13 protein-coding genes are annotated in these 21,255 nt (G+C 42.8%); 5 read left to right on the top strand and 8 right to left on the bottom strand.

Annotation, left to right across the window (positions count from 1 at the left end; all coding sequences use genetic code 11):
- The first annotated feature begins 80 nt into the window (after nt 1-80).
- Entirely contained in the window at nt 81-737 is a 657-nt protein-coding gene (locus KZP23_RS02260) for a metallophosphoesterase family protein (RefSeq protein WP_226334517.1), read from the top strand.
- Here KZP23_RS02260 and KZP23_RS02265 read toward each other — a convergent pair.
- Together KZP23_RS02265 and gndA are read right to left on the bottom strand one after the other, a co-directional pair.
- A complete protein-coding gene (locus tag KZP23_RS02265) occupies nt 709-2,259 on the bottom strand; it encodes a Ppx/GppA phosphatase family protein (protein ID WP_226334518.1) in 1,551 nt (516 codons plus the stop codon). The two genes, KZP23_RS02260 and KZP23_RS02265, sit on opposite strands and share 29 nt — an antisense overlap.
- A gap of 50 nt (nt 2,260-2,309) precedes the next feature.
- On the bottom strand, nt 2,310-4,211 hold the full coding sequence (gene gndA / locus KZP23_RS02270; RefSeq protein ID WP_226334519.1) for an NADP-dependent phosphogluconate dehydrogenase: 1,902 nt from the start codon (nt 4,209-4,211) through the stop codon (nt 2,310-2,312).
- A 986-nt stretch (nt 4,212-5,197) separates the two neighbouring features.
- Between gndA and KZP23_RS02275 the strand changes: the two genes are divergently transcribed.
- Both KZP23_RS02275 and KZP23_RS02280 read left to right on the top strand, forming a co-directional pair.
- On the top strand, nt 5,198-6,271 hold the full coding sequence (locus KZP23_RS02275; protein WP_226334520.1) for a Gfo/Idh/MocA family protein: 1,074 nt from the start codon (nt 5,198-5,200) through the stop codon (nt 6,269-6,271).
- Between the two features lie 12 nt (nt 6,272-6,283).
- Nucleotides 6,284-8,137: an MGH1-like glycoside hydrolase domain-containing protein gene (locus KZP23_RS02280; protein ID WP_226334521.1), complete on the top strand. Its 1,854-nt coding sequence runs from the start codon at nt 6,284-6,286 to the stop codon at nt 8,135-8,137.
- Between the two features lie 276 nt (nt 8,138-8,413).
- On the opposite strand, the gene KZP23_RS02285 is transcribed toward KZP23_RS02280, so the two are convergent.
- Nucleotides 8,414-9,343 carry a helix-turn-helix domain-containing protein gene (locus KZP23_RS02285; protein ID WP_226334522.1) on the bottom strand — a complete coding sequence of 310 codons (930 nt, stop codon included), beginning with the start codon at nt 9,341-9,343 and terminating at the stop codon, nt 8,414-8,416.
- Nucleotides 9,344-9,513: 170 nt separating this feature from the next.
- On the opposite strand from KZP23_RS02285, the gene KZP23_RS02290 reads away from it, so the two are divergent.
- Entirely contained in the window at nt 9,514-11,043 is a 1,530-nt protein-coding gene (locus KZP23_RS02290; RefSeq protein WP_226334523.1) for an aldehyde dehydrogenase family protein, read from the top strand.
- Between the two features lie 69 nt (nt 11,044-11,112).
- Nucleotides 11,113-11,490 carry a DUF779 domain-containing protein gene (locus KZP23_RS02295; RefSeq protein WP_226334524.1) on the top strand — a complete coding sequence of 126 codons (378 nt, stop codon included), beginning with the start codon at nt 11,113-11,115 and terminating at the stop codon, nt 11,488-11,490.
- Between the two features lie 120 nt (nt 11,491-11,610).
- Here the strand turns inward: KZP23_RS02295 and KZP23_RS02300 are convergent, their stop codons facing one another.
- The 5 genes from KZP23_RS02300 to KZP23_RS02320 all read right to left on the bottom strand — a co-directional run bounded on the left by KZP23_RS02300 (nt 11,611) and on the right by KZP23_RS02320 (nt 21,255).
- Nucleotides 11,611-14,730 carry a glycoside hydrolase family 2 TIM barrel-domain containing protein gene (locus KZP23_RS02300; protein WP_226334525.1) on the bottom strand — a complete coding sequence of 1,040 codons (3,120 nt, stop codon included), beginning with the start codon at nt 14,728-14,730 and terminating at the stop codon, nt 11,611-11,613.
- Nucleotides 14,731-14,903: 173 nt separating this feature from the next.
- A complete protein-coding gene (locus tag KZP23_RS02305; RefSeq protein WP_226334526.1) occupies nt 14,904-17,054 on the bottom strand; it encodes a family 43 glycosylhydrolase in 2,151 nt (716 codons plus the stop codon).
- 311 nt (nt 17,055-17,365) lie between these two features.
- Complete coding sequence (locus KZP23_RS02310) at nt 17,366-18,583, bottom strand: glycoside hydrolase family 88 protein (protein WP_226334527.1); 1,218 nt, start codon at nt 18,581-18,583, stop codon at nt 17,366-17,368.
- A gap of 29 nt (nt 18,584-18,612) precedes the next feature.
- Nucleotides 18,613-19,926 (bottom strand): BNR repeat-containing protein, encoded by a 1,314-nt coding sequence (locus tag KZP23_RS02315; RefSeq protein WP_226334528.1) that lies wholly within the window; start codon nt 19,924-19,926, stop codon nt 18,613-18,615.
- An 87-nt stretch (nt 19,927-20,013) separates the two neighbouring features.
- Entirely contained in the window at nt 20,014-21,255 is a 1,242-nt protein-coding gene (locus KZP23_RS02320) for a DUF2264 domain-containing protein (protein ID WP_226334529.1), read from the bottom strand.

A 21,255-nucleotide genomic window follows, 5' to 3' on the forward strand; every position in this document is an offset into this window, starting at 1 on the left:
GAAATGCTTAAATTGTAACATGATCATAAGTCTTTCTAAATAAAATTGACTCACAACAAATCATTAAAATCTGACAGATTATGCAATTATTTTTTATTGGCGATATCCACGGTTGCTACCATACATTTTTGAAAATGCTAGAAAACTGGCTGCCAGAAAAAGAAATGCTTATTCAAGTGGGCGACCTTATTGACCGGGGAAACTATTCTCCAGAAGTCCTTGATTTGTTCCAACAATTAGAAATCGAGCATCCCCAAAAAATCATTTCCCTTCGTGGGAATCACGAGCAAATGATGATTGATTATTTGGATAATAAGCCCACAGGCAACAGCTGGATGTATAATGGAGGCAGCCAAACATTAAAGCAATTCGATGAGCGAAAAAAGGATTTGGAAGCAACTTTGGCCTGGATAAAGAGCCGTCCCCTAATATGGGAAAACGACCATATTCTGGCTTCTCATGCGGGCTTTTCCCATACTTCCGTTCCTTTGGATGTTCATCATAGGGAAGGCATACTTTGGAATCGCAGCCCATTAAAGGATATGGAAAAGACCCAGGTCATCGGCCACACCCCACTCCAAGAGGGAAAAGCCAGGTACACCGGGGCATCAAACTCCTGGAATATTGACACGGGGGCTTACAGGGGCTTTTGCCTTACAGGAATAAAACTTGATGAAAAGGGATGTTTTTTGGAGGAAATCAATATTCCTACAGTGGAACAGGATTATCAGCCGTAATCTCTATCTTTCTGCGCAGGGCCTTTTCCAGTACATTTCGGTGTCTCATGGATTCCCAAATTTCCAAATCTGGGTTTTCTTCCCCCTGAAGGAGAATTCTCAGTCGTTCCTCTTGAAGCTCGCAAACCAGTTTTTCTACCCATTGGTTTTTGGTTTTGTCCAAGCCTATGGCTATCCTCATGATTCCAGCCAAAAACCGGATCATGCGTTTTTGGATTTTGGAAAGGCGCTTAAATTGCTTTTGCTTTTTCTTGGGACCTTTCTTGCGGTGGTACCTGGCCAATAGCCCCAATAACATGATTTCCTCATTGGTAAATCCCCGCAATCGGGAATGGGCAATGATATATTGGGAATGTTTATGGTATTTGGGATAACCGATAAAATGACCTACTTCAAATATCATACAGGCAAACTCAAGAATTTCACGCTGTGTTTCATCCAAACCATGTTGCTCCTGAAGCTGGTCAAATAACTGCAATGCCAAATGGGCTACATGCTTTTTTTGTTCTACATCACTTTTATACCGCAAGGCCAAATGGGAAACACTCCTATGCCGTAAATCCCCCTCAGGATAAAGCAAATGCTTCTTCTTACTTACATTACTATCCAAATAATCCAAAATCAATCCTTCCCGGAGTGAGGCATCACAAAGGGTTATGGATTCCGCCTTGGCCATTTGAAGCAAGCGAACCAATAGCAAGCTTCCCAAATGAATGGCATCTACCCGATTACTACTGATGCCGGGAACTTTTTCTCTTTTATCGGGGCCCATTTTTAGCAGCTTCTTAGATAGCTTCTCCAGTTCCTTGGTGCTGACCACTTCGGCATTGACCGTACTGATGGAACTGCCTTTGGAGGCCAAGTGTGCGGCTTCCCCCAAGGTCCTGATTGTACCAGAGGTACCTATTACCCTTGTAAACCCTTCCTGTACTACCTCCTTCATAATATCCTCCGCTGCCAACTGTATATGTTTCTCCAAGTCGATCAGTCCCTGCGCATCAAGGGTATCTTTACCCCCAGCCATGTCCAATAAGCGCAGTACGCCGAGTTTAATACTCTTTTTAAAGAAAATATCCTCCTGATTCCCTACGGTGGCTTCAGTACTTCCTCCACCAATATCCAATACCAACACCTTCTCCTCCCCAAAGGCTATGGCCCTTCTCACGGCCAAAAATATCAGCCTCGCCTCTTCCTTGCCGGAAATCACTCGTGGAACTATCCCTGTCTCCTTGGACAACCTATCCAAAAACTCCCCGCCATTCTTGGCCTCCCGGGTAGCACTGGTCGCAGCGGTGATGATCTCTTCTACCCCAAACTGATCCGCCAATTGCACATACCTTTTGATCACCTCCAAGCCCCGGTCAAACGCATCTTGGGAAAGCTGGTTGGTAGCAAATACCCCAACACCCAACTTGACCATTTCTTTCTCATCAATCAGCACCTTGATGTTCTGCCTGGCAGTAACTTCCGCTATGACCAAATGAATGGAATTGGTACCTATATCTATCGCAGCTAAATTCATATATCTTTGGGCTTATGGTTAATCTTCTTTTCAATCCAAACTACAAACAATTAGGCATTTGACTTCCAGTCCGTATGAAAATGCAGGTCTTCAGGCTCACCCACCTTTCGGTATTTATGAGCACCGAAATAATCCCTTTGGGCCTGAATCAAATTGGCCGATGAATTGGCAGTGGTCAAGGCAAAGAAATAATTAATGGAAGCAGACATGACAGGCATAGCTATGCCGGCTTTTAGGGCTTCCCCTACCAGCTCTGCCAAATCTGCACTTCCTTTTTTAAAGGACTTTTCCAATTCAGGAGCGGTCAATAAACTGTCTGTTTGCTTAAAGACTTCCACCAATTCTTCCATCAAAGTAGACCTGATGATACAGCCTTGGGTCCAGTTCCTTGCAATTTCACTAAAGTCAAAATCCCATTTTTCCTTTTCTCCCACCTTCTTGATCAGGCTAAAGCCAATTTCATGGGTAATCAACCTGGTCATATCATAAGCACCTTTTAGGGTGTTAAGTACTTTCTCCTTGTCTATAGCAGTATATTCCCTTGGAAACCTCTGGGCAAGTGCCATCCTTTTTTCCTTTAGTGAGGAGATCACCCTGGTGGTTACGGCTGCAGTAAGAGGAGCATAAGGCACGCCATATTTAGAAGCCGTGCCTACTGACCAGCCACCGGTTCCCTTTTGCTCCGCTTGGTCCAGTATTTTATCCAAGAGTAATTCACCTTCTTCTTTATAGGCCAATATATCCATACTGATATCCAGCAAATAACTGCCCGAGCCGGACTTGGTCCAAGCCTTCCAGCTCTTAATGATCTCTTCAGGGGCCATTGCTAAACCATTTCTCATAAATGCATATAACTCTGACAAAGCCTGCATCTCGCCATATTCAATGCTATTATGGACCATTTTCACAAAATGTCCTGCTCCATCAGGGCCCACATAATGCATGCATGGCTTGCCATCCTTGTCTTTTGCAGCGATCTTCTCCATAAAAGGCTTTATCAATTCGTACCCCTCTTTTGATCCTCCCGGCATAAGGGCAGGGCCTTTTCTGGCTCCTTCCTGTCCTCCGGAAATGCCCATCGCCACATAGTGTATGCCTTGGCTCGCCAAATAACTCACCCTTTTATTACTATCCTCAAAGAAAGAATTGCCCCCATCTATAATGACATCTCCCTTGTCCACTACCCTCAGCAATCGGGCTATCTGCTGATCGATGATCTGCCCGGCAGGAATCATCATCAAGATCTTTCGCGGTTGGGCCAGGGACTCCACAAACTCATCCAATTTGTCAAAAGGCAGGATGCCCGAAACCTCTGGATGCGCATCCACCAATTTCTTGGCCACATCCTCCTCCACTCCTTCCAAGGTCCGGTTGTAGACAGAGACCTTGACCTTTTGCTCGGCCAGGTTAAGGGCAAGGCTGCTGCCCATTACCCCCATACCAATAATACCAAAGGAGGATACTGCCTTCTTATTCTCTAAATTGCTCATAATGTCTTTAACTATTTTTTCAGGTGTTTGTGAAATGTCAATTGATTGGGCATAGCGGGGAATTTCCAAGGTTTCCAGTTGGGACGCTAGCAGGCCAGTAGGCATATAATGACCTTGACGGCTTTCCATTCGCTCCTCGATTAAGCTGGCTTGGCCCCTTAGAAAAAACCAATCTACCAAGGTGCCATATTGTACCAAAATGCTTCTGTAAGCTTCCTTAAGGGCTGAACAGGCCAGGATCGCCCCGCCTTCTTTTTCCCAGTCTGACAACTTTACAGAAAGTGTCTCCAACCAAGGTTTCCTGTCCAGATCATTGAGGGGAATTCCCGCTCGCATCTTTTGAATATTCTCTTCAGGATGAAAATCATCGGCATCATAAAAGGGAAGTTTTAAGGCCTCACTTAGCATTTTCCCAACTGTAGTCTTTCCGCTTCCGGAAACCCCCATTAACAAAATTATCATGATTTAATTTATATAAATATTCTAGAAATATAATAAGAAAGAAATAGTTTTCAGGTTAAGATTTCTCTTCTTACACATTTGACAAAATTCAGCCTAAAAACTTTATAAGTCCTCAACAAATAGTGCCATTAAGTGTCAAAACATTATAAAAAAATGAAGTAAGCGCTAGTCCTAAAATCAGTTTAGCAAAAGGTTTTTGATACTTTGGTCCTTTATGACTTATTAATGGGTACTGATTTTTTTGTTAGATTAATCCCCCTATTATAGATCAATCCTTCCTTTGTTACTTTTTTGCTTCAGGTCAAAAAAGTAACCAAAAAACCCCGCCGCTGTGCATCTATTGGGCTAAAATTAAAGCCATCCCTCATGCAGGCAAACTCCTCTTGTTAAGCTCCCATTCACCTTAAAGTGCATCATTTCGTCAAACAGGCCTGCCTTTTTGCTTACCCACTTCTTTAATTTCTTAACGCCCAATACCTGCAAGGCGGATCTACTATGAGAGTTTATTTAACCCCTTGTGCTATTTAAAAACTGGCTACTCAAAAGAATATTTGCGGGGAGGTTGATCCGCCGTGGCGGAGGCCAGCGGTGGCCTTGAGGGTAGAAGCTTTAGCTGTGTCTTGATTTTTTGATTAATAAAGACTTCCTGAAATCTTATTTAATTCAAAATCCTTAAAAGTGGCCCTTGGGGCATCAAACACCTATATTCCTGACTCAAGACCAAGTCAAACCAAAATCATAAACCCGTCCTTTGGAGCATTCGGTTTTGAGACAGTTGATAAGGGCGTTAAAAAATGAGTTAGCTCGCAAAGTTGACAATCCCGGTCGACCGGGATCATTTTTAGCCTGAGGCAACTATTCAAATCAAATTGGAAATCTGAAACAATATCGATAATGAATTTGACCAAGCCTTAATTATTCAACTAAATCTCCCGGATTTACTATATTTGAAATTTTAGAGACAAAGAATAAACCAATTTATAATTATGCATCATCCTTTAAGAATTTTGGTGGTAGGTTGTGGAAATATGGGCGCCTCCCATGCCCAAGCATACCACCAATTGGACGGATTTGAGATTTGTGGCCTAGTGGCAAGAGGAAAAAGTAATCAGGAACTCAATGAGAAAATGGGCACAGACTACCCATTATACTCGGATTATTTTGAGGCCTTGGACAGCACAAAGCCTGATGCCGTTTGTATTGCCACTTATCCTGACACCCATGAGGAATATGCTTTGAAGGCCTTGGAAGCAGGCTGCCATATTTTTATAGAAAAGCCTTTAGCAGATACCGTTGCCGGTTCTGAGAGGATAGTCGCAGCAGCCAAAGAAGCCCATAAAAAAGTGGTGGTAGGCTATATCCTTAGGCATCACCCTTCCTGGATGAAGTTTACGGAGATCGCCCAGGGACTGGGACAGCCACTGGTGATGCGCATGAACCTCAACCAGCAAAGCCATGGCAGGATGTGGGATGTGCATAGAAACCTGATGAAAAGCCTTAGCCCCATCGTGGACTGCGGCGTACATTATATAGATGTGATGTGCCAGATGACCGGCTCCAAGCCAGTGAGGGTATCTGCCATCGGGGCAAGACTGACCGATGATATTCCAGAGGACAATTATAATTATGGACAATTACAAATCACCTTTGAAAACGGCTCGGTAGGCTGGTATGAAGCTGGCTGGGGACCAATGGTCAGCGAAACGGCCTTTTTTGTGAAGGATGTTTTTGGACCAAAGGGATCGGCCTCTATCGTGGCCAAGGAGGCCAGTGGGGCAGGCAAATCAGATTCTGTGGATGACCATACCAAAACAGAATCCATCCGCATCCACCATGCTGCCATTAATGCCAATAATGAATTTGTGAAAAAGGATGAATGGGTAGAAATGAAGGATGAACCCGGCCATCAGGAGCTTTGCGACCGGGAGCAGACCTATTTCCTTAAAGCCATCCAAGAGGACATCGACCTGTCTTCACATCTGGAGGACGCGGTCAATAGCTTAAAAGTAGCCTTTGCCTGTGATGAATCTGTGAAGACAGGGAAGATGGTGGAATTATAATATGACCTAATTATGACATATCATTTAACAAAACCCAAAAACAACCATTACCCTGTGCTGTTGCTATTACTTATAATATGCGCCATCATTAGCTGTAATCAAGCAGAACCGGATTATACCGCCGAACTAAATCGCCTTAAGCGTGAAGCTAAAGATTCATTATTGAATGATATCGTGGAGTTTAACGCTTACAAAGACCGGCCTGCATCTGACGGGCCTTATAATAGCAGCAACAACAGTACTTTTCTGCAGGACAATATCCCCTTATTTATATCTTCTGACAAAGACTTTACTGAAGTCTACAATTACCGTTGGTGGATGATTTCTAAACACTTACGCTCATGGAAAGACCCTGAGGAAAACAAGGACTATTGGGTTTTCACAGAATTCTTTGGATGGCCCGCCCATGGCAGTGTTAGCGGAGCGATATCTTGTCCGGCAGGGCATCAGTTTTATGACCTACGTTGGCTAAGAGACCCACAATATATGAAATCCTATATCGATTTTTATATGAAGGGATATGCCTCGAAACATGACCAACGTGAAGGGACCAATTTCCATAGCTACATTAAAAGGCCAGAAAGCCATCATTTTTCTAGTTGGATGATAGATGGTACAGAAGCATTTCTAAAAGTTCATCCTGATAATGCCTGGCGCGATGCTTTGCTTCCTTATATGGAAAAACACCAACAAGTATGGGATGAAAAATTCATGGTCCACAAAGAAGGTGCAAAAACAAATGGTTTATATAAGATTCTTGATCTATATGACGGCATGGAGTTTACTATTTCAGCAACCATGCCCCTTATAGAAAGTGATGGTCCCTATGCGATTTACACGGAACAAGATTGGAAGAAGTATTACCTCGGCTGGAATACCATTGGAAACCTCCAAGGGTCTGAACACACAAAAGCTTATCCCAAGGCTTTTGCCCATGGCTACCCTTTATTATACTTGGTTCGCCCATCCATCAACAGCTATTATTATGCAAACTTGCGCTCTTTGAGCCATCTTTATGGTTTAAAAGCCGATGAATCCGGTCAAGAATCAGATCTTTTAAAAAGCGAAAATTACCTAAAAAGGGCAGACTCATTGCAGCAGAAAGCACTTTCGGTACTTTGGGATGAGGAGGAACAGTTTTTCTATTCATATACCGCTGCCGATAATGCTTACGGGGTCAAGGACAAACGATCAAGGGTAAGAGAGTCTGTAGGCTATACGCCATGGTATTTTAATATGGTTCCCAAAGATGATAAAAAATACGATGCTGCTTGGGAAATGCTCTTTTCCCAAAATGGATTTTACAATGAAAAGGGCATGACCACTGCCGAAATACAGCATCCATTGTACAATGAAGAAGCCTATGCCTGGAACGGAAGAGGCTGGCCTTTTCAAAATTCCGTGGTCAATAAAGCCTATGCCAACTACCTGAAAAATTATAAAAAAGAAATCACGGAATCCGACAAAGAGCAACTTTATGACCTGATAAAAAAGCTGGTGGATATGCATGGAGAAGAGCGAAATATAGGAGAATGGTACATCCCTAGCAATGGGGAACAATTTGGTGGAGTCAAGGATTACTTCCATTCCACATTTCCCGATATGTTGATTGAAGATTTACTGGGCTTTAAAGCCACGCACAAAGATGAATTTTCGCTGCAAACGCTTCTACCAAATGACCAATGGGATTACTTTTATTTGGGCAATATCAGGTACCATGGACACGATATTGATATTGTATGGAAAGAGGATTGGAGTCCTGATATTGAAGGGAGTCAAAGTAAACTCTGTATTTGGGTTGACCATCAATTGGTATCAAAAAGTAATTCATTAAATGAAAAGATTTCAATAAACCTCAATCAATAGGGAGAGGGTATTTAATATGTTAAAGGGAGCTGCTCAACTGTTAATGTTTTAAATTAACAGTTGAGCAGGCATTGCATACAAAACAGCCTATAGTCAATCCATGGTCGGGGTAATTCCCACAACATAGGTGTAGTCTGAGACTACACCTTCCTATCCATGGAATTTGCAATTCCCCGTTTAGGAAGAGTCAAGAATGGGCAAATCGGAGCCATGCTCCACCACCTCCGTTTGATACAAACCTAATCGATAACATAGCCTGACGTATTTTATCCCCCTCTAAGCCCTTTTCCTTACTAACTCCCTTTCCTTCCATTCTGTGGGGGACATGCCTTCAAATTGCTTGAAGACCCTGGAAAAATAGTTCACGCTGCTAAAGCCACTTTCAAAACAGGCTTCGGTGATATTGCTGCCCTTCCAGAGAATTTGCTTCTTGGCCAGCTCCAGCCTTTCCCTATTGACAAACCTTACGGGAGTTTCTCCCAATTCCCTTTGGAAAGCCCTAAAAAACTGGGCCCTGGAAAGACAGGCCTGACTGGCCAAGCCATCAACATCCAGGTTTTGCTGTAAGTTTTGACGGATAAATCGGACCACATGGGCCAACCTATTTCTGGTGCTGAGCTTATTGACATTTTGCAATAAATAATGCCTAGCCTGTGTCTGCATCAAACTGGCGATCAACTCCCGAGTGGTATTGGAGGCCTTCATTTGCTTTCCAAAGCCATTGTCCACCATCACCCTGATCAGGCTATTGAGGTTTTCCTGAACCAGCTGGTTGTTCATCAACAAAAAATTATCCTTACTCCAAGACCACTTTTCCTCATCGACTTTGGGAAAATGTTCATTGAGCCAAGCCATGGTTTCCTGCACGAATCCCTCACTGATTTCCAGTGCCAAACATTGGGTGGGATCATTATAGCTGGCCTCAGGAAAATCGATATACATCAGTTCCGAAGCAGGCATGACGATGGATTGGCCGGGCAAAAATTCAAAGCCATCCTGGGATTTCAGGTGCATGATTTTCTTGCCCTGAATCATACTTACGATAACAGGATTATCAAATTGGAGATCAAAACTATGGGCCAATCTGCTGGTTTCATAGACATTTAGCACGGCATGATCTGCCTGATGGGCAGTCCTGTGCTCCACTTCAGATTTTGGGGTGCTGAAGATCTTGTATTTCTCCTTTAAATTGATGGCATCCAGCATTTAAACTTCTTTTGAGCTTATGGTTTTTGCTCAATTAAATTAGTCAAAAAGGGACGATCATCCAAAGCTTTGCGCAAAATGAGATTATTGTGCTAGTCAATGAAACTATCCTGAAAAACTTTTCATTGATTCTTTCACAAATTAGCTGCTGTACAAAAACCCAAAATGATATGACCACTATCGCACAAGAAAGGCCAGCTAGCCAGTTGGCGCGACCAGAATTTAAACCCCACTATGACAATTTCATCGGCGGCAAATTTGTGGCCCCGGTGGGAGGAGAATATTTTGAAGTCATCAGCCCCGTAGATGGGAAAGCATTCACCAAAGTGGCAAGGAGCAAGGCTGCCGATATTGAATTGGCCTTGGATGCAGCCCATAAAGCTTTCCCAAAATGGAGCACATCCTCAGCAACAGAAAGGAGCAATGTCATGCTCAAGATTGCTGATAGAATAGAAAATAAACTGGAATATCTAGCAGCCGTAGAAACCATTGATAATGGTAAACCAGTGAGAGAGACCATCAATGCTGACCTGGCGTTGGTGGTCGATCATTTTAGGTACTTTGCAGGTGTGATCAGGGCGGAAGAAGGTTCAGTGGCGGAATTGGACGCCTTCACGGTATCCATGAATATTAAAGAACCCTTGGGAGTCGTCGGCCAGATCATTCCATGGAATTTTCCCCTATTGATGGCGACTTGGAAAATTGCTCCGGCCATGGCAGCAGGCTGCTGCACCGTCGTTAAACCTGCCGAGCAAACCCCGGCCTCCATTATGGTCCTCATGGAATTGATCGGCGACTTGATCCCTGACGGGGTGGTGAATATCGTCAACGGTTTTGGCCCGGAAGCCGGAAAGCCATTGGCGCAATCACCAAGGGTGGCCAAGGTGGCCTTTACCGGTGAAACTACCACAGGGAGATTAATCATGCAATATGCCTCCGAGAACCTCAATCCGGTCACCATGGAGTTGGGCGGCAAATCCCCCAATGTCTTCTTCCCATCCGTGATGGATGAAGATGATGAATTTTTAGACAAATGTATAGAAGGTGCCGTGATGTTTGCCCTCAACCAAGGAGAAGTTTGCACCTGCCCTAGCCGTATTCTCGTCCATGAAAAAATTTACGATGCCTTTATGGAGAAGGTCATCGCTAGAGCCGAGGCTATTCAAATGGGCCATCCTTTGGACAAAAACACCATGATGGGTGCCCAAGCTTCCAAAGACCAGTTTGAAAAGATCCTTAGCTATATTGATATAGGCAAGCAGGAAGGTGCCGAGGTCCTGACCGGAGGTAAAGCGGCCAGCTTAAATAGCGGTTTGGAAAATGGCTATTATATCCAACCTACCCTTTTGGGAGGGCATAATAAAATGCGGGTTTTCCAGGAAGAAATATTCGGACCGGTAAGTTCCGTCACCACCTTTAAGAATGTGGAAGATGCCATTGAAATTTCCAATGACACCTTGTATGGCTTGGGAGCGGGTGTATGGACCAGAAATGCCCATGAAGCCTATCAGGTTCCTCGAGCTATCAAAGCAGGTAGAGTTTGGGTCAACTGCTATCATGCCTATCCAGCACATGCACCTTTTGGGGGCTATAAAAAATCTGGTTTCGGTAGGGAAACGCACCTGATGATGCTTAACCATTATCGCCAGAACAAGAATATGCTGATCTCTTATGATAAAAATAAACTAGGATTCTTCTAGGAGTATTGTTTGGGTAATAAGGGAGCTGAGTGGATGCAGCTCCCTTTGTTTTCATCAAAACAAGCAATTATGGCTTATCAAAGACTAGGAATTAGCGATGCAGCAAAATCATTAATAGACCAACTAAAAACTGACCATGGCCCCTTGATGTTTCATCAAAGCGGGGGTTGCTGTGATGGTTCCAGCCCCATGTGCTATGCCAAGGGAGAATTCAAGACAGGAGCTTCAGATGTCTGGATGGGCAATGTGCATGGTTGTGATTTCTTCATGTCCAAGGACCAGTTTGAATACTGGAAACACACCCATCTGACCTTGGATGTCACCGATGGCCGAGGGGCCAGTTTCTCCCTAGAAATCCCCTATGGCAAAAGATTTATGATCCGCAGCCGAATGCTCACTGAAGAAGAGCTAGCCGATCTGGAACCAGTTAAAAGTGGGGAATTATAGATTACTGAAAAAAGCCAAGCCCAAATCAATATATGATTCAAACTTGGCTTTTTTATTTATTTAAGTGAACTACAATTGAATTTTGTCTCCAATCTCATGTCTCAGGTCTCATGTCCATCCTCAATCCACCAACCTGATCACATAACTGTATTCAAATTGCTTATCAGTCAAGAGGTATTCTCTATGAGGATATTGTCCCCAGCTATTGTCTCCGCCCAATCCACGTTGTTTCCAGTCGATATGTAAGAAAACTGAATTATGCGTTTTGATATCTGTAGGATGTTGTTGTTTTTTATTCAAGCCTGGATCCAAATCCTCCGCATTCACATCCAAAGCACTTACACTCAATGGCTGTAAACCCTGGATCTGCACACCCTGACCTTGATCATTTCTTAATTCCAACCATCTCACATCGGTTTTATTTCCTGACTCTTGTGGCCTGATATACTCCCAATGGAACTGGTTGGCCACTTTATCTTCATAATGCCCCACAAAAGAGGAATGCTTTCTATCACTATAATTTTCCCATGGGCCACGGCCATAGTAGGAGAAGTTGTCATTTCTACCCGGCAATTGCATGCGCATACCATACCTTGGCAATTCCGGCAATTCCCTGCCTTCCAAATCCAAAGCAGCTGTTACCTTTACGGATCCATCTTTTTGGATAAGGTACTCCACGGTATAAGGCGCAGCAATATTGGTCAGATTATATTTCACCGTTATTGGTAAGCCTGCTGAAGCCTCCTCACCCAAAAGCACTTTCTCCACTTTTTGACCTATATGGGCAGATCGCCAAACACCCAATCTGGAAGGCATATGGTTACCAAAGTCATTGTCTGTGGGAGCTCTCCAAAAATAAGGACTTGGAAAATCCCTGATCAGCCAAGGTTCACCATCCTTCAAGGTATATTTTCTGAACCTACCTCTTTTAAGGTCAAATTCCCCTAGCACTTTGTTGGTAGAGAATTTCAAGATTTCTCCATCTTTTTCCCATTTAAGGTCTCCGGAAGGAGATGTAATATGATCAAAATAGAAATCTTCATTAAAGGCAAATTGCTCCCTGGCTACTTCGTGTCCGCTTGGAATCAAAGGACTGGATTTTTTGGTATAAGCATATACATTCAAGAAAGTTTCTACTTCACCCAACTCAGGTAAATCCAACTGAACCGTCTTTTTGCCATGAGGGGCCAACTCCACCTCGAATTCACCTGTTTCTACCACTTCACCATTTTCCAGCCATTCCCATTTGAAGGCATATTCCTCCAAATTGGTAAAATCAAATAAATTTTCAATTTCAATCTGTCCATCCTCTGTTCTTTCAAAAAGGATGTTCTGATAAACTTTCTTCACTTCATTCAAGCCTGGATGTGGTCTTCTATCTGCTGTCACCAAGCCATTGGCACAGAAGTTTTCCTGATTTACCAAGAAATAACCACCCAAATCACCTCCATAGGCCCAGAATTCGTTGCCATTATCATCTTCTGTCAGGATTCCCTGATCTACCCAATCCCATATAAATCCACCTTGCATCTGCTTGCTGCTCATGATAATATCCCAGTACTCCTGAAAATTACCGGTACTGTTGCCCATGGCATGGGCATATTCACACATGATATAAGGTCTTGTTTTGTCCGTTGCCTCTGCATAACGCTTCATATTGTTGATGCTGGGATACATTGGCGCTACGATATCCGTGTTTTCATTTTCACCTGCTTGCTCAAACTGAACCAGCCTCGATTCGTCACGCTCTTTCATCCAATTATAGGCCTCATAAAACACCGGTCCATTGCCACACTCATTCCCCATGGACCAAATGATCACAGAAGGGTGGTTTTTGTCTCTTTCCACTAATCTATGAATCCTGTCCATATGTGCCGGAGCCCACTCTTCTCGGTATGCAGGGTGTCGCTCTTTATTAAACCATCCTTGCCACTCAGCCCCCATTCCATGCGTTTCGATATTCGCTTCATCCACTACATATAGCCCATATTCATCACATAAGGCATACCATTCGGAAGCATGTGGATAGTGGCTCATTCGCACAGCATTAAAGTTATTCTGCTTCATCAGCTGAATATCTTTCAGCATGATTTCACGATCAGGAACATGACCTTTGGTCTCGTGATGTTCATGCCTGTTGACTCCTTTGACCAAGACTGATTTGCCATTGACCATCAACTGGGCATCTTTGATTTCTACGGTACGGAAACCTGTTTTTTGGCTAATAGCAGCTAGGGTTTTCCCTTGACTATCTGTCAGCTTAATCATATACCTGTACAAGTTAGGATGCTCTGCACTCCATTGCTTTACATTCCTGATCGTACTGGAAAAATTCACTTCCTGTGCAAAATCATTAATTGATTTTTCCTCTTCAAACACTACCTTACCATTAGCATCCATCAGCTCAAACTTGAGCTTAGCTGAAGAAATATCATTGTCCTCAAATGCCCTCAGATTAACCGCAGCATCTAATTTACCATGTCTATATCTTTCGTCTAGGCCACTTTTTACAAAATAATCCCAGATGGTCAACTTAGGAACTGCCTGAAGGAATACCGTTCGTTCTATCCCACTCAATCTCCAGAAATCCTGGTCCTCCAAATAACTGCCATCATGCCACCTGAATACCTGTACCGCCAAGGTATTTTCACCCGCTTGAAGGTAGTCGGTAATAATGAACTCAGCTGGGGTTTTGGCCGCTTTGGTCATGCCCACTTCCTTCCCATTCAGATAGACCTTGGCATAACCAGATATAGATCCGAAGTTCAGGATCACCTCTTTTCCATCCCAGTTCGTAGGAATGGTAAAGCTGCGCCTGTAAGTTCCTACAGGGTTATATTCGTTGTCCACATAGGGTGGATTTGCAGGAAAAGGATAGGTTACATTGGTATAGATAGGAATATCATATCCTTCCAATTCCCAATTGGAAGGCACCTTGATCTGATCCCAATGTTGATCATTGAAATCAAGCTCATAAAAGTCTGTTGGGCGATCTTGGGGGCGCTTCACCAAGGAAAATTTCCAAAGGCCATCCAAGCTTTCATAAGTCTCATTGGTTTCCTTATTTCCCTCAACGGCCTTTTCCTCGGTTAGGTAGGTAATAAAAAAAGTCCTGGCGGCCTCTTTGTTGCGATCCAGAACACCTGGATTCTCCCATTCATTCTGGCCTGATTGGGCAAAAAGAGGCGCACAATATGCCACCATCATCAGCCCCATTATCAAGTGTTTTGCTAATTGCATGTTTAATTTATGTTCTGTTGAATTGTATTATTCTTGAATTCTAGTACTGAATTTATGATAAAAAAAGCAAGGGCTTAAGATATAGACTAAAAAGACATAAGACGGCTAAAGAGCATATCTATGTCATAGCCATTATTCTTTTATCCATCTACTTTCATATTGATACTTTCGCCTCATTCCATGGTACCTTTAATACCTTCTACTGTCGGCTCCACTCGTATTATCTTACCATCCTTATCAAAAGTCAGCTTATCGATGCATACCTCTCTATGGTATCCGGCGGCCCTACCCATTTTAATTCCATGAGGCCGGGTAAATCGATGGTATACGATATACCATTCGTCCTTGCCAGGTATTTGAATTACGGAATTATGACCTGTTCCATAAATCCCTTTTTCAGGTTCCTTAGCTATAACCATATTGTCTTCAGGAATGGTCAGTGGCCCCATCGGTGAATCAGCAAAAGCATACCGCACACGATAATCCTCATCCCGGGTGTCATTTTCTGACCAAAGGAAATAATACTTCCCTTCTCTAAAAAACACCTCTGTACCTTCTCGGAAAGTACCGTCTTTAGGGGTCAAGAGCTTCAATTTACTTTTGTCAAAGCTGACCATATCATCATTTAAAGGAACGGCGGCCAAATAGCCATTACCCCAATAAAGATAATCCTTCCCTGTCTGAGGGTCAGTAAACACATCCGGATCGATTTCCTGTCCACCGCGTACGCCCTCAGGTCTAAAGTCTACCAATGGCTTGCCTGAATCCACAAATGGCCCTGCAGGATCATCTGCAACCGCTACGCCCACCTTTTGGCCAGCGGTGAAATAATAGAAATATTTATACGCTCCATTGATCTTCTTCTCAATGGCACAGGGTGCCCAAGCATTTCTACTCGTCCAATCCACATCTTTTTTCAAATCCAAAATCACTCCATCATCCTTCCAGTTCACTAGATCTTCAGAGGAAAATGATTTAAAATATGTACCCGACCAACCTGTAAATCCATCACTGGTGGGATAAAGATGGAATTTACCGGTTTTCTCAGAGTAGATAATCTCAGGATCAGCATAATATCCCTTAAGCACAGGGTTGTGGTCTTTTCTTGCTGTTACTTGAAATACTTTCTCGGTACCATCAGGAAGTGTCAAAATATAATCCACTGGTCCACTGCTAAAATCCTGAGGACCTTCAGGGCTGATCTGAAAACCAGCAAAAAGCTCAAACTGTGGATTTACCTTTTCCAGTGCCACATCATACTTGACCGGCAAATAAATACTGCCAATGTCCTGATCGAGCATGACATTGTTTCCATCAATTTGTTCCTTATTGGTACTGATAATCCAATTTTGTTCATCAATACCAAAAGCGTCTACCAAACGTGTCACTTCATCCTGTGTGATGGGCAACACTGTTCCATGTCTAGGATGGAAATTCATGCTCACTTGATCATCAATAATACTGAAGTTCTCCAAGTCGGTGCTTTCGGTAAATTGATAGGCCCCCTTCATATAAACATCGTACATCAGGATATACTTTTCGCTGTCATTCAACTTAAAAATCCCGGAACCTTCCACAGCTTCATTGGTTTGCTGCAAGTATTTATCTTGCATCACATACCCTTCTGTCAATTGATCGGAAACCGCTTTCTTAATCCCATTCCCATGACCTTCAGTTTTAAAGAACAAATGGTATTTGCCATTATGATGGATGATGTCACCATCTATACAAGACTTTTCTTCTGGATGAAAAAACAATTGTTTAGGTACTGATTCCAATCCAGTAAAATCTTCATTGGCGTATGCATAATAAATGATATCGGCCCCGCCTTCCTGTAACATAGAAAAATAAACCATGTATTTACCCACGGTTGGGTCATAAATAGTTTGAGGAGCCCATACCCGCTTAACATCTCCAAATTCTTCTGGAAACAAATCAGGAATATGAACAGTGTTATGGGTCCAATTCACCAAGTCCTTGGACTTTAAGAATACCATACCCTGATTGGTCCATCCATCTTCAGGAACGTACAGGTCTGTCAAAACCATATAAAACATTCCATCCTCGCCCCTAAGGATATGAGGGTCTCTAACTCCTCCTCTGAGGCTAATACTATCTGCACTGATTATAGGCTGATTATTGTTTAGCGCCCTATAATTAAATCCATCCTTACTAATGGCATAATGCACGGATTCCTCTCCCGGTCCATTACCAGTAAAATACGCAAATAGATAAGCCTCGGGGGCTTGGCTTTGGGGCTTGCAGCTTATGAGCAATAGTGACACCATCGCTAGCAAGCCAGATAGGTTAAACAGGTTTTTCATACTATGGAAAACGCTAATTGACGTCGATATATTTAATTGTTTTTTTAACACTTAAATATATGCAAAAATATATCCTAAGGCCAGTGAATCCTTGTTCATTTATATTATGCATATATTTTAGTCTAACGATTAAACCCGGATTATGCCTTAGTAATCGTAGTGAGGGCTGAAAATGCAAGAAAATCAGGCTGTTTGGAGACTGAGGCATAGCACCGCTATGGTGAAGTCGAAAACAGCAGCAAAGCGTCTGATTTTAAAGCATTTTCAGTCCGTAATAGATAAGCTAATGCATATTTCGGGTTAAAGTAGGATTATTTATTAAGATACCTCAGCATGGCCTCTACCAAATAATAATCACCATAGGTCAATGGCACATCGATCTCTGAATTTTCCGGAATATGTCCCACACCATGTTTCAATAAGAAGCCGCCATTGGTTCCTTTAGCTGCTATATACTCATCAGTGGTCAGTGTTGTCAGCATTTGCTGGGCATTGTCATTATATTTTTCAGCCAATTCTCCATCTACATAATCTGACAGTTCCAATAAAGCAGCCGCCATAATTGCTCCTGCTGAAGAATCCCTTAACTCATCTGGAATCTTTGGGGCATCAAAATCCCAGTAAGGAACTTTATCCGCTGGCATATTAGGGTGGTCTAATATAAACTTGGCTATTGCCTTGGCCTGATCCAGGTATTTCTGTTCTTTAGTTGCCCTGTACATCACGGCATAACCATACAATCCCCATGCTTGACCTCTAGCCCAAGCTGATTCATCCGCATATCCTTGAGCAGTTCGTTTCCTGTTTACCTCTCCCGTCTCGGGATCATAATTGATCACATGATAAGAGCTATAATCCTCTCTAAAATGATTTTTGATGGTCGTGTCCGCATGTTTTACCGCGATATCATAATAGGTAGAATCCCCTGTAGCTTCAGTAGCCCAAAACAATAACTCAAGGTTCATCATATTATCAATGATCACCAAAAAGTCTCCTTCTTTGGAATCCCAGCTTTTGATGGCGCCCACCTTTTCACTGAACCTGCTGGCAAGGGATTGGGCACTTTGGATCATGATCTCCTTGTATGCTGGTTTAGGATCCAATCTATAAGCATTTCCAAAGCTACAATACATCATAAATCCAAGATCATGGGTACTGGTATTGAATTGCTCCTTTTCCAATAAGCCCAAGGATCTAATGGCCTCATTTTTCAGTACTTCATCTTTTTCGTATTCATCCAAGTACAAAAGGGTTCCTGGATAAAATCCACTGCACCACCAACCTGATCCACTCCCTTCGAACTTGTCCGACTTAGCATGGTAAGTTTTCGGGAATTTACCTTCTGGAAGCAAGTCCATCATGTGTTTATATTGCTCATTTGCCCTGCTTAAACTTTTACTGATTTGAGCATTCAATACCTCCTTATCCGTTGAGGAAGTCATTTCCTTCTCATTACCATTATTACTCTGTCCACAGGCTCCCAACAGCATTCCTGCTGATAGCATTAGACCATAAAAACCCTTCTTCATTTTGGTTATCTTAATTTGATTAATTCTTATCACTTTACTTCCAATATTTTCACAGGACTGGTAATTCCTTCCGCCAAACCTTCACCATCCTTTTGTTCTACTTTCTGGACAAAAAGATGAAGTTGCTGCTTTTCTTTCCACAATTCAATATCATAGGAAGGCTCCCATTGACCAACACTGTCTTTAGTCAAATCCACTATTTCCCATTTGATATCTTCCAATGATTCTGTCAAAGCCATGGACACTTTATTTCCTCTTTCCTCATCTCTGAAAAGCAAGTAAAGACGGCTGCTACTTCCCTTATTATCCACCAAAACCTGAGGGCGGGAAATAGGAATACGCTTGGTTCCTCCCCCTCCCAACTGAAAGGTAGAAGCCCTAAAGTCAGGACTGATTCTTTCCCAATCTTGCCCTTGTTTGAAAATTATCTGGTACTGTGTTTTCCCGTTTTCATTCCAATAGGAAGCAATAAATGGCGAGCCATTATCATCGGCATATATCGCTGTTTGATTGATCAAGCTACTATTTTGCGGGATTTTCCAGGCATACTCTGCCTTTTCCAAGTTGATAGGCAAGTCATATTGTTCACCAGTTGACTTCTGCCAGGTCATCCCGCCATCTACAGATTTGGCATAGGCCAAATCATGATTGGTGGACACATCCCATGTTTCTCTCCATACCCAAGACAGGTGAATGGTGCCATTGGTATCCACATAAGCTTGCCAATATGCATTTCTCGCATCCTCCCCATCAATCAAATTATCGTGGAGCTGTCTCCACTTTTTGGATTGTACATCATATCGGTTCATCACCAGGTTACCCCTGCCTGATTCTCCTGAACGGTAAAAAAATAATAGGTCTCCGTTAGGCAGATTATGAAATTCGGGATAGGTTACATCTTTTTCAGATTCTCCAGTCATTGATTCCATTTCCCCTAATTCCAAGCTCAAAGGATACTTGCTTCTGGCATAGCGCAAGGGGTTATTATGATGGTCCCAGCTTACATGGAGAAAACCTTCCCCATCCACTGCAATGCTGATGGTATTATGGGCATCTGCAGTATTACCGGTATAGGCTGTTTTGTTTATTTCCCATTCATCGCTGCCCAAGTTTCTCTTGCCCAGCACTAAGTGACTGTCGGGATCGTAGTAAGCAATAAACTGGGTTTGCTTATAAGTCGTGATAGAATTTCGACGAAAAATAACTGCATTGATGGAATTATTGGCCCAGCCCTCTCCTACTTCAGTTTGTTCTATCTTTGAGCCTAAAGGCTTGGTTCCAGAGCAGGCTGACAAAAGCCCCATCATTAGCCCTAAGGCAAAAATACATTTAGTTATTCTCATCAATTCCTTACTATTCTATATCATTATGGGATTTGGACCTAGATACCATCTACCCAGGTCCAAATCTTGAGCTTTGTAAATTAAACTTTAGTATAATGCATGATCTCGAGTAGCATCTCCCCCACTCCAAATACGTTTTTGGGTCCAAGGCTCATTTGGATCAGCCCAAAATGGCGCATCCTTATCTAATCCCAATACTAAAAAGACCTCGGAGCACAGGTACAAGCTTCCTGTTGAAATATAAGGCTCGGCCACCTCTGGCTGATGTCCATAAAATCCTAAAGTCAACCAGCCATCTTTATCAAACATATCCTTGGCTTCCATATGTCTGGCAATAATGGCATGAAAAGCTGCTCTTACTTGTGATGGCTTTACCTTTTCTGGAAGTTCTTGCCAAAGGGCGATCTGGGACAAACTTTGGAATGCACCAAAACGGTAGGCCATAGACCTGCCCACTACTGGATAGGTTCCCTCTGGAGATATTAAGCGTTCCTGAATAGCAGCATATCGCTGGGCTCGCTTCAGGAATACTTCCATATTTTTCCCCATACCATGCTTCTTCTCTTGCAATACCTTGGTGATATCAAGTAGCATTGGCTGGATCACAAAACTGTTATAATAATCAAAATGGAAATCAGCACCATCTCCATACACCCCATCTCCCACATACCATTCTTTGTGTTTATTAATGGCATATGACATTCTCATCTCGTCAGCTTCCCCTTCAAATTTCAGCAAAGCCGCTTCAACAGTGGCAGAGAATAACAACCAATTATTATAAAATGGATTGATCTCCCTGGATGATTTAAGGGCAGCAATTACATTTTGTTGGGTTTCTGGACTCAAACGCTCCCAAAGTTGCGTTGGGGCTCTTAATAGTCCTTGCGCAAAAAATGCCGCATCCACCACTGGCTGACTTCCCTTATTAAAGTTCATAAAATCAGGAGCATCCGGGTCAGTGGCATTATGAATAGATTTTAAGGTCAATTGAATATACTTTTCCCTCAACTTTCCTTCCTCTGTATCATCCGGACCAAGTTCCAGCCAAGGAGCCATTCCAGAAATCAAACGACCAAAAGCCTCCAAGTAAGTGACTTGGTCCCTTCCACCATAAGCATCTGGTGTCACCTCCACAGGCATATTGGTTTTCAATGTATTCTCACTCAAATTAACCAAAACAGGATCTGCAATCTTGGTCAAAACCTCGATATAGTATTCTCTGGATTTCTCCCCTTCTGAAGCTTTGGGATTTGCCATAACTACAGTAGAGAACATTCCAAGCAATAGAAAAAAGGCCAGTGACTTGATTGTGCAATAATTGTACTTCAT

The sequence above is a fragment of the Echinicola marina genome (genome assembly GCF_020463795.1).
In the GTDB taxonomy this organism is placed as follows: Bacteria; Bacteroidota; Bacteroidia; order Cytophagales; family Cyclobacteriaceae; genus Echinicola; species Echinicola marina.

Excerpts from the sequence above, each read along its gene's own strand:
- KZP23_RS02295 (WP_226334524.1), top strand. The coding sequence starts at position 11,113 with ATGGCTTATCAAAGACTAGGAATTAGCGATGCAGCAAAATCATTAATA.
- KZP23_RS02315 (WP_226334528.1), bottom strand. The coding sequence starts at position 19,926 with ATGAGAATAACTAAATGTATTTTTGCCTTAGGGCTAATGATGGGGCTT.
- KZP23_RS02290 (WP_226334523.1), top strand. The coding sequence starts at position 9,514 with ATGACCACTATCGCACAAGAAAGGCCAGCTAGCCAGTTGGCGCGACCA.
- gndA (WP_226334519.1), bottom strand. The coding sequence starts at position 4,211 with ATGATAATTTTGTTAATGGGGGTTTCCGGAAGCGGAAAGACTACAGTT.
- KZP23_RS02320 (WP_226334529.1), bottom strand. The coding sequence starts at position 21,255 with ATGAAGTACAATTATTGCACAATCAAGTCACTGGCCTTTTTTCTATTG.
- KZP23_RS02265 (WP_226334518.1), bottom strand. The coding sequence starts at position 2,259 with ATGAATTTAGCTGCGATAGATATAGGTACCAATTCCATTCATTTGGTC.
- KZP23_RS02275 (WP_226334520.1), top strand. The coding sequence starts at position 5,198 with ATGCATCATCCTTTAAGAATTTTGGTGGTAGGTTGTGGAAATATGGGC.
- KZP23_RS02260 (WP_226334517.1), top strand. The coding sequence starts at position 81 with ATGCAATTATTTTTTATTGGCGATATCCACGGTTGCTACCATACATTT.
- KZP23_RS02310 (WP_226334527.1), bottom strand. The coding sequence starts at position 18,583 with ATGAAGAAGGGTTTTTATGGTCTAATGCTATCAGCAGGAATGCTGTTG.
- KZP23_RS02300 (WP_226334525.1), bottom strand. The coding sequence starts at position 14,730 with ATGCAATTAGCAAAACACTTGATAATGGGGCTGATGATGGTGGCATAT.
- KZP23_RS02285 (WP_226334522.1), bottom strand. The coding sequence starts at position 9,343 with ATGCTGGATGCCATCAATTTAAAGGAGAAATACAAGATCTTCAGCACC.
- KZP23_RS02280 (WP_226334521.1), top strand. The coding sequence starts at position 6,284 with ATGACATATCATTTAACAAAACCCAAAAACAACCATTACCCTGTGCTG.
- KZP23_RS02305 (WP_226334526.1), bottom strand. The coding sequence starts at position 17,054 with ATGAAAAACCTGTTTAACCTATCTGGCTTGCTAGCGATGGTGTCACTA.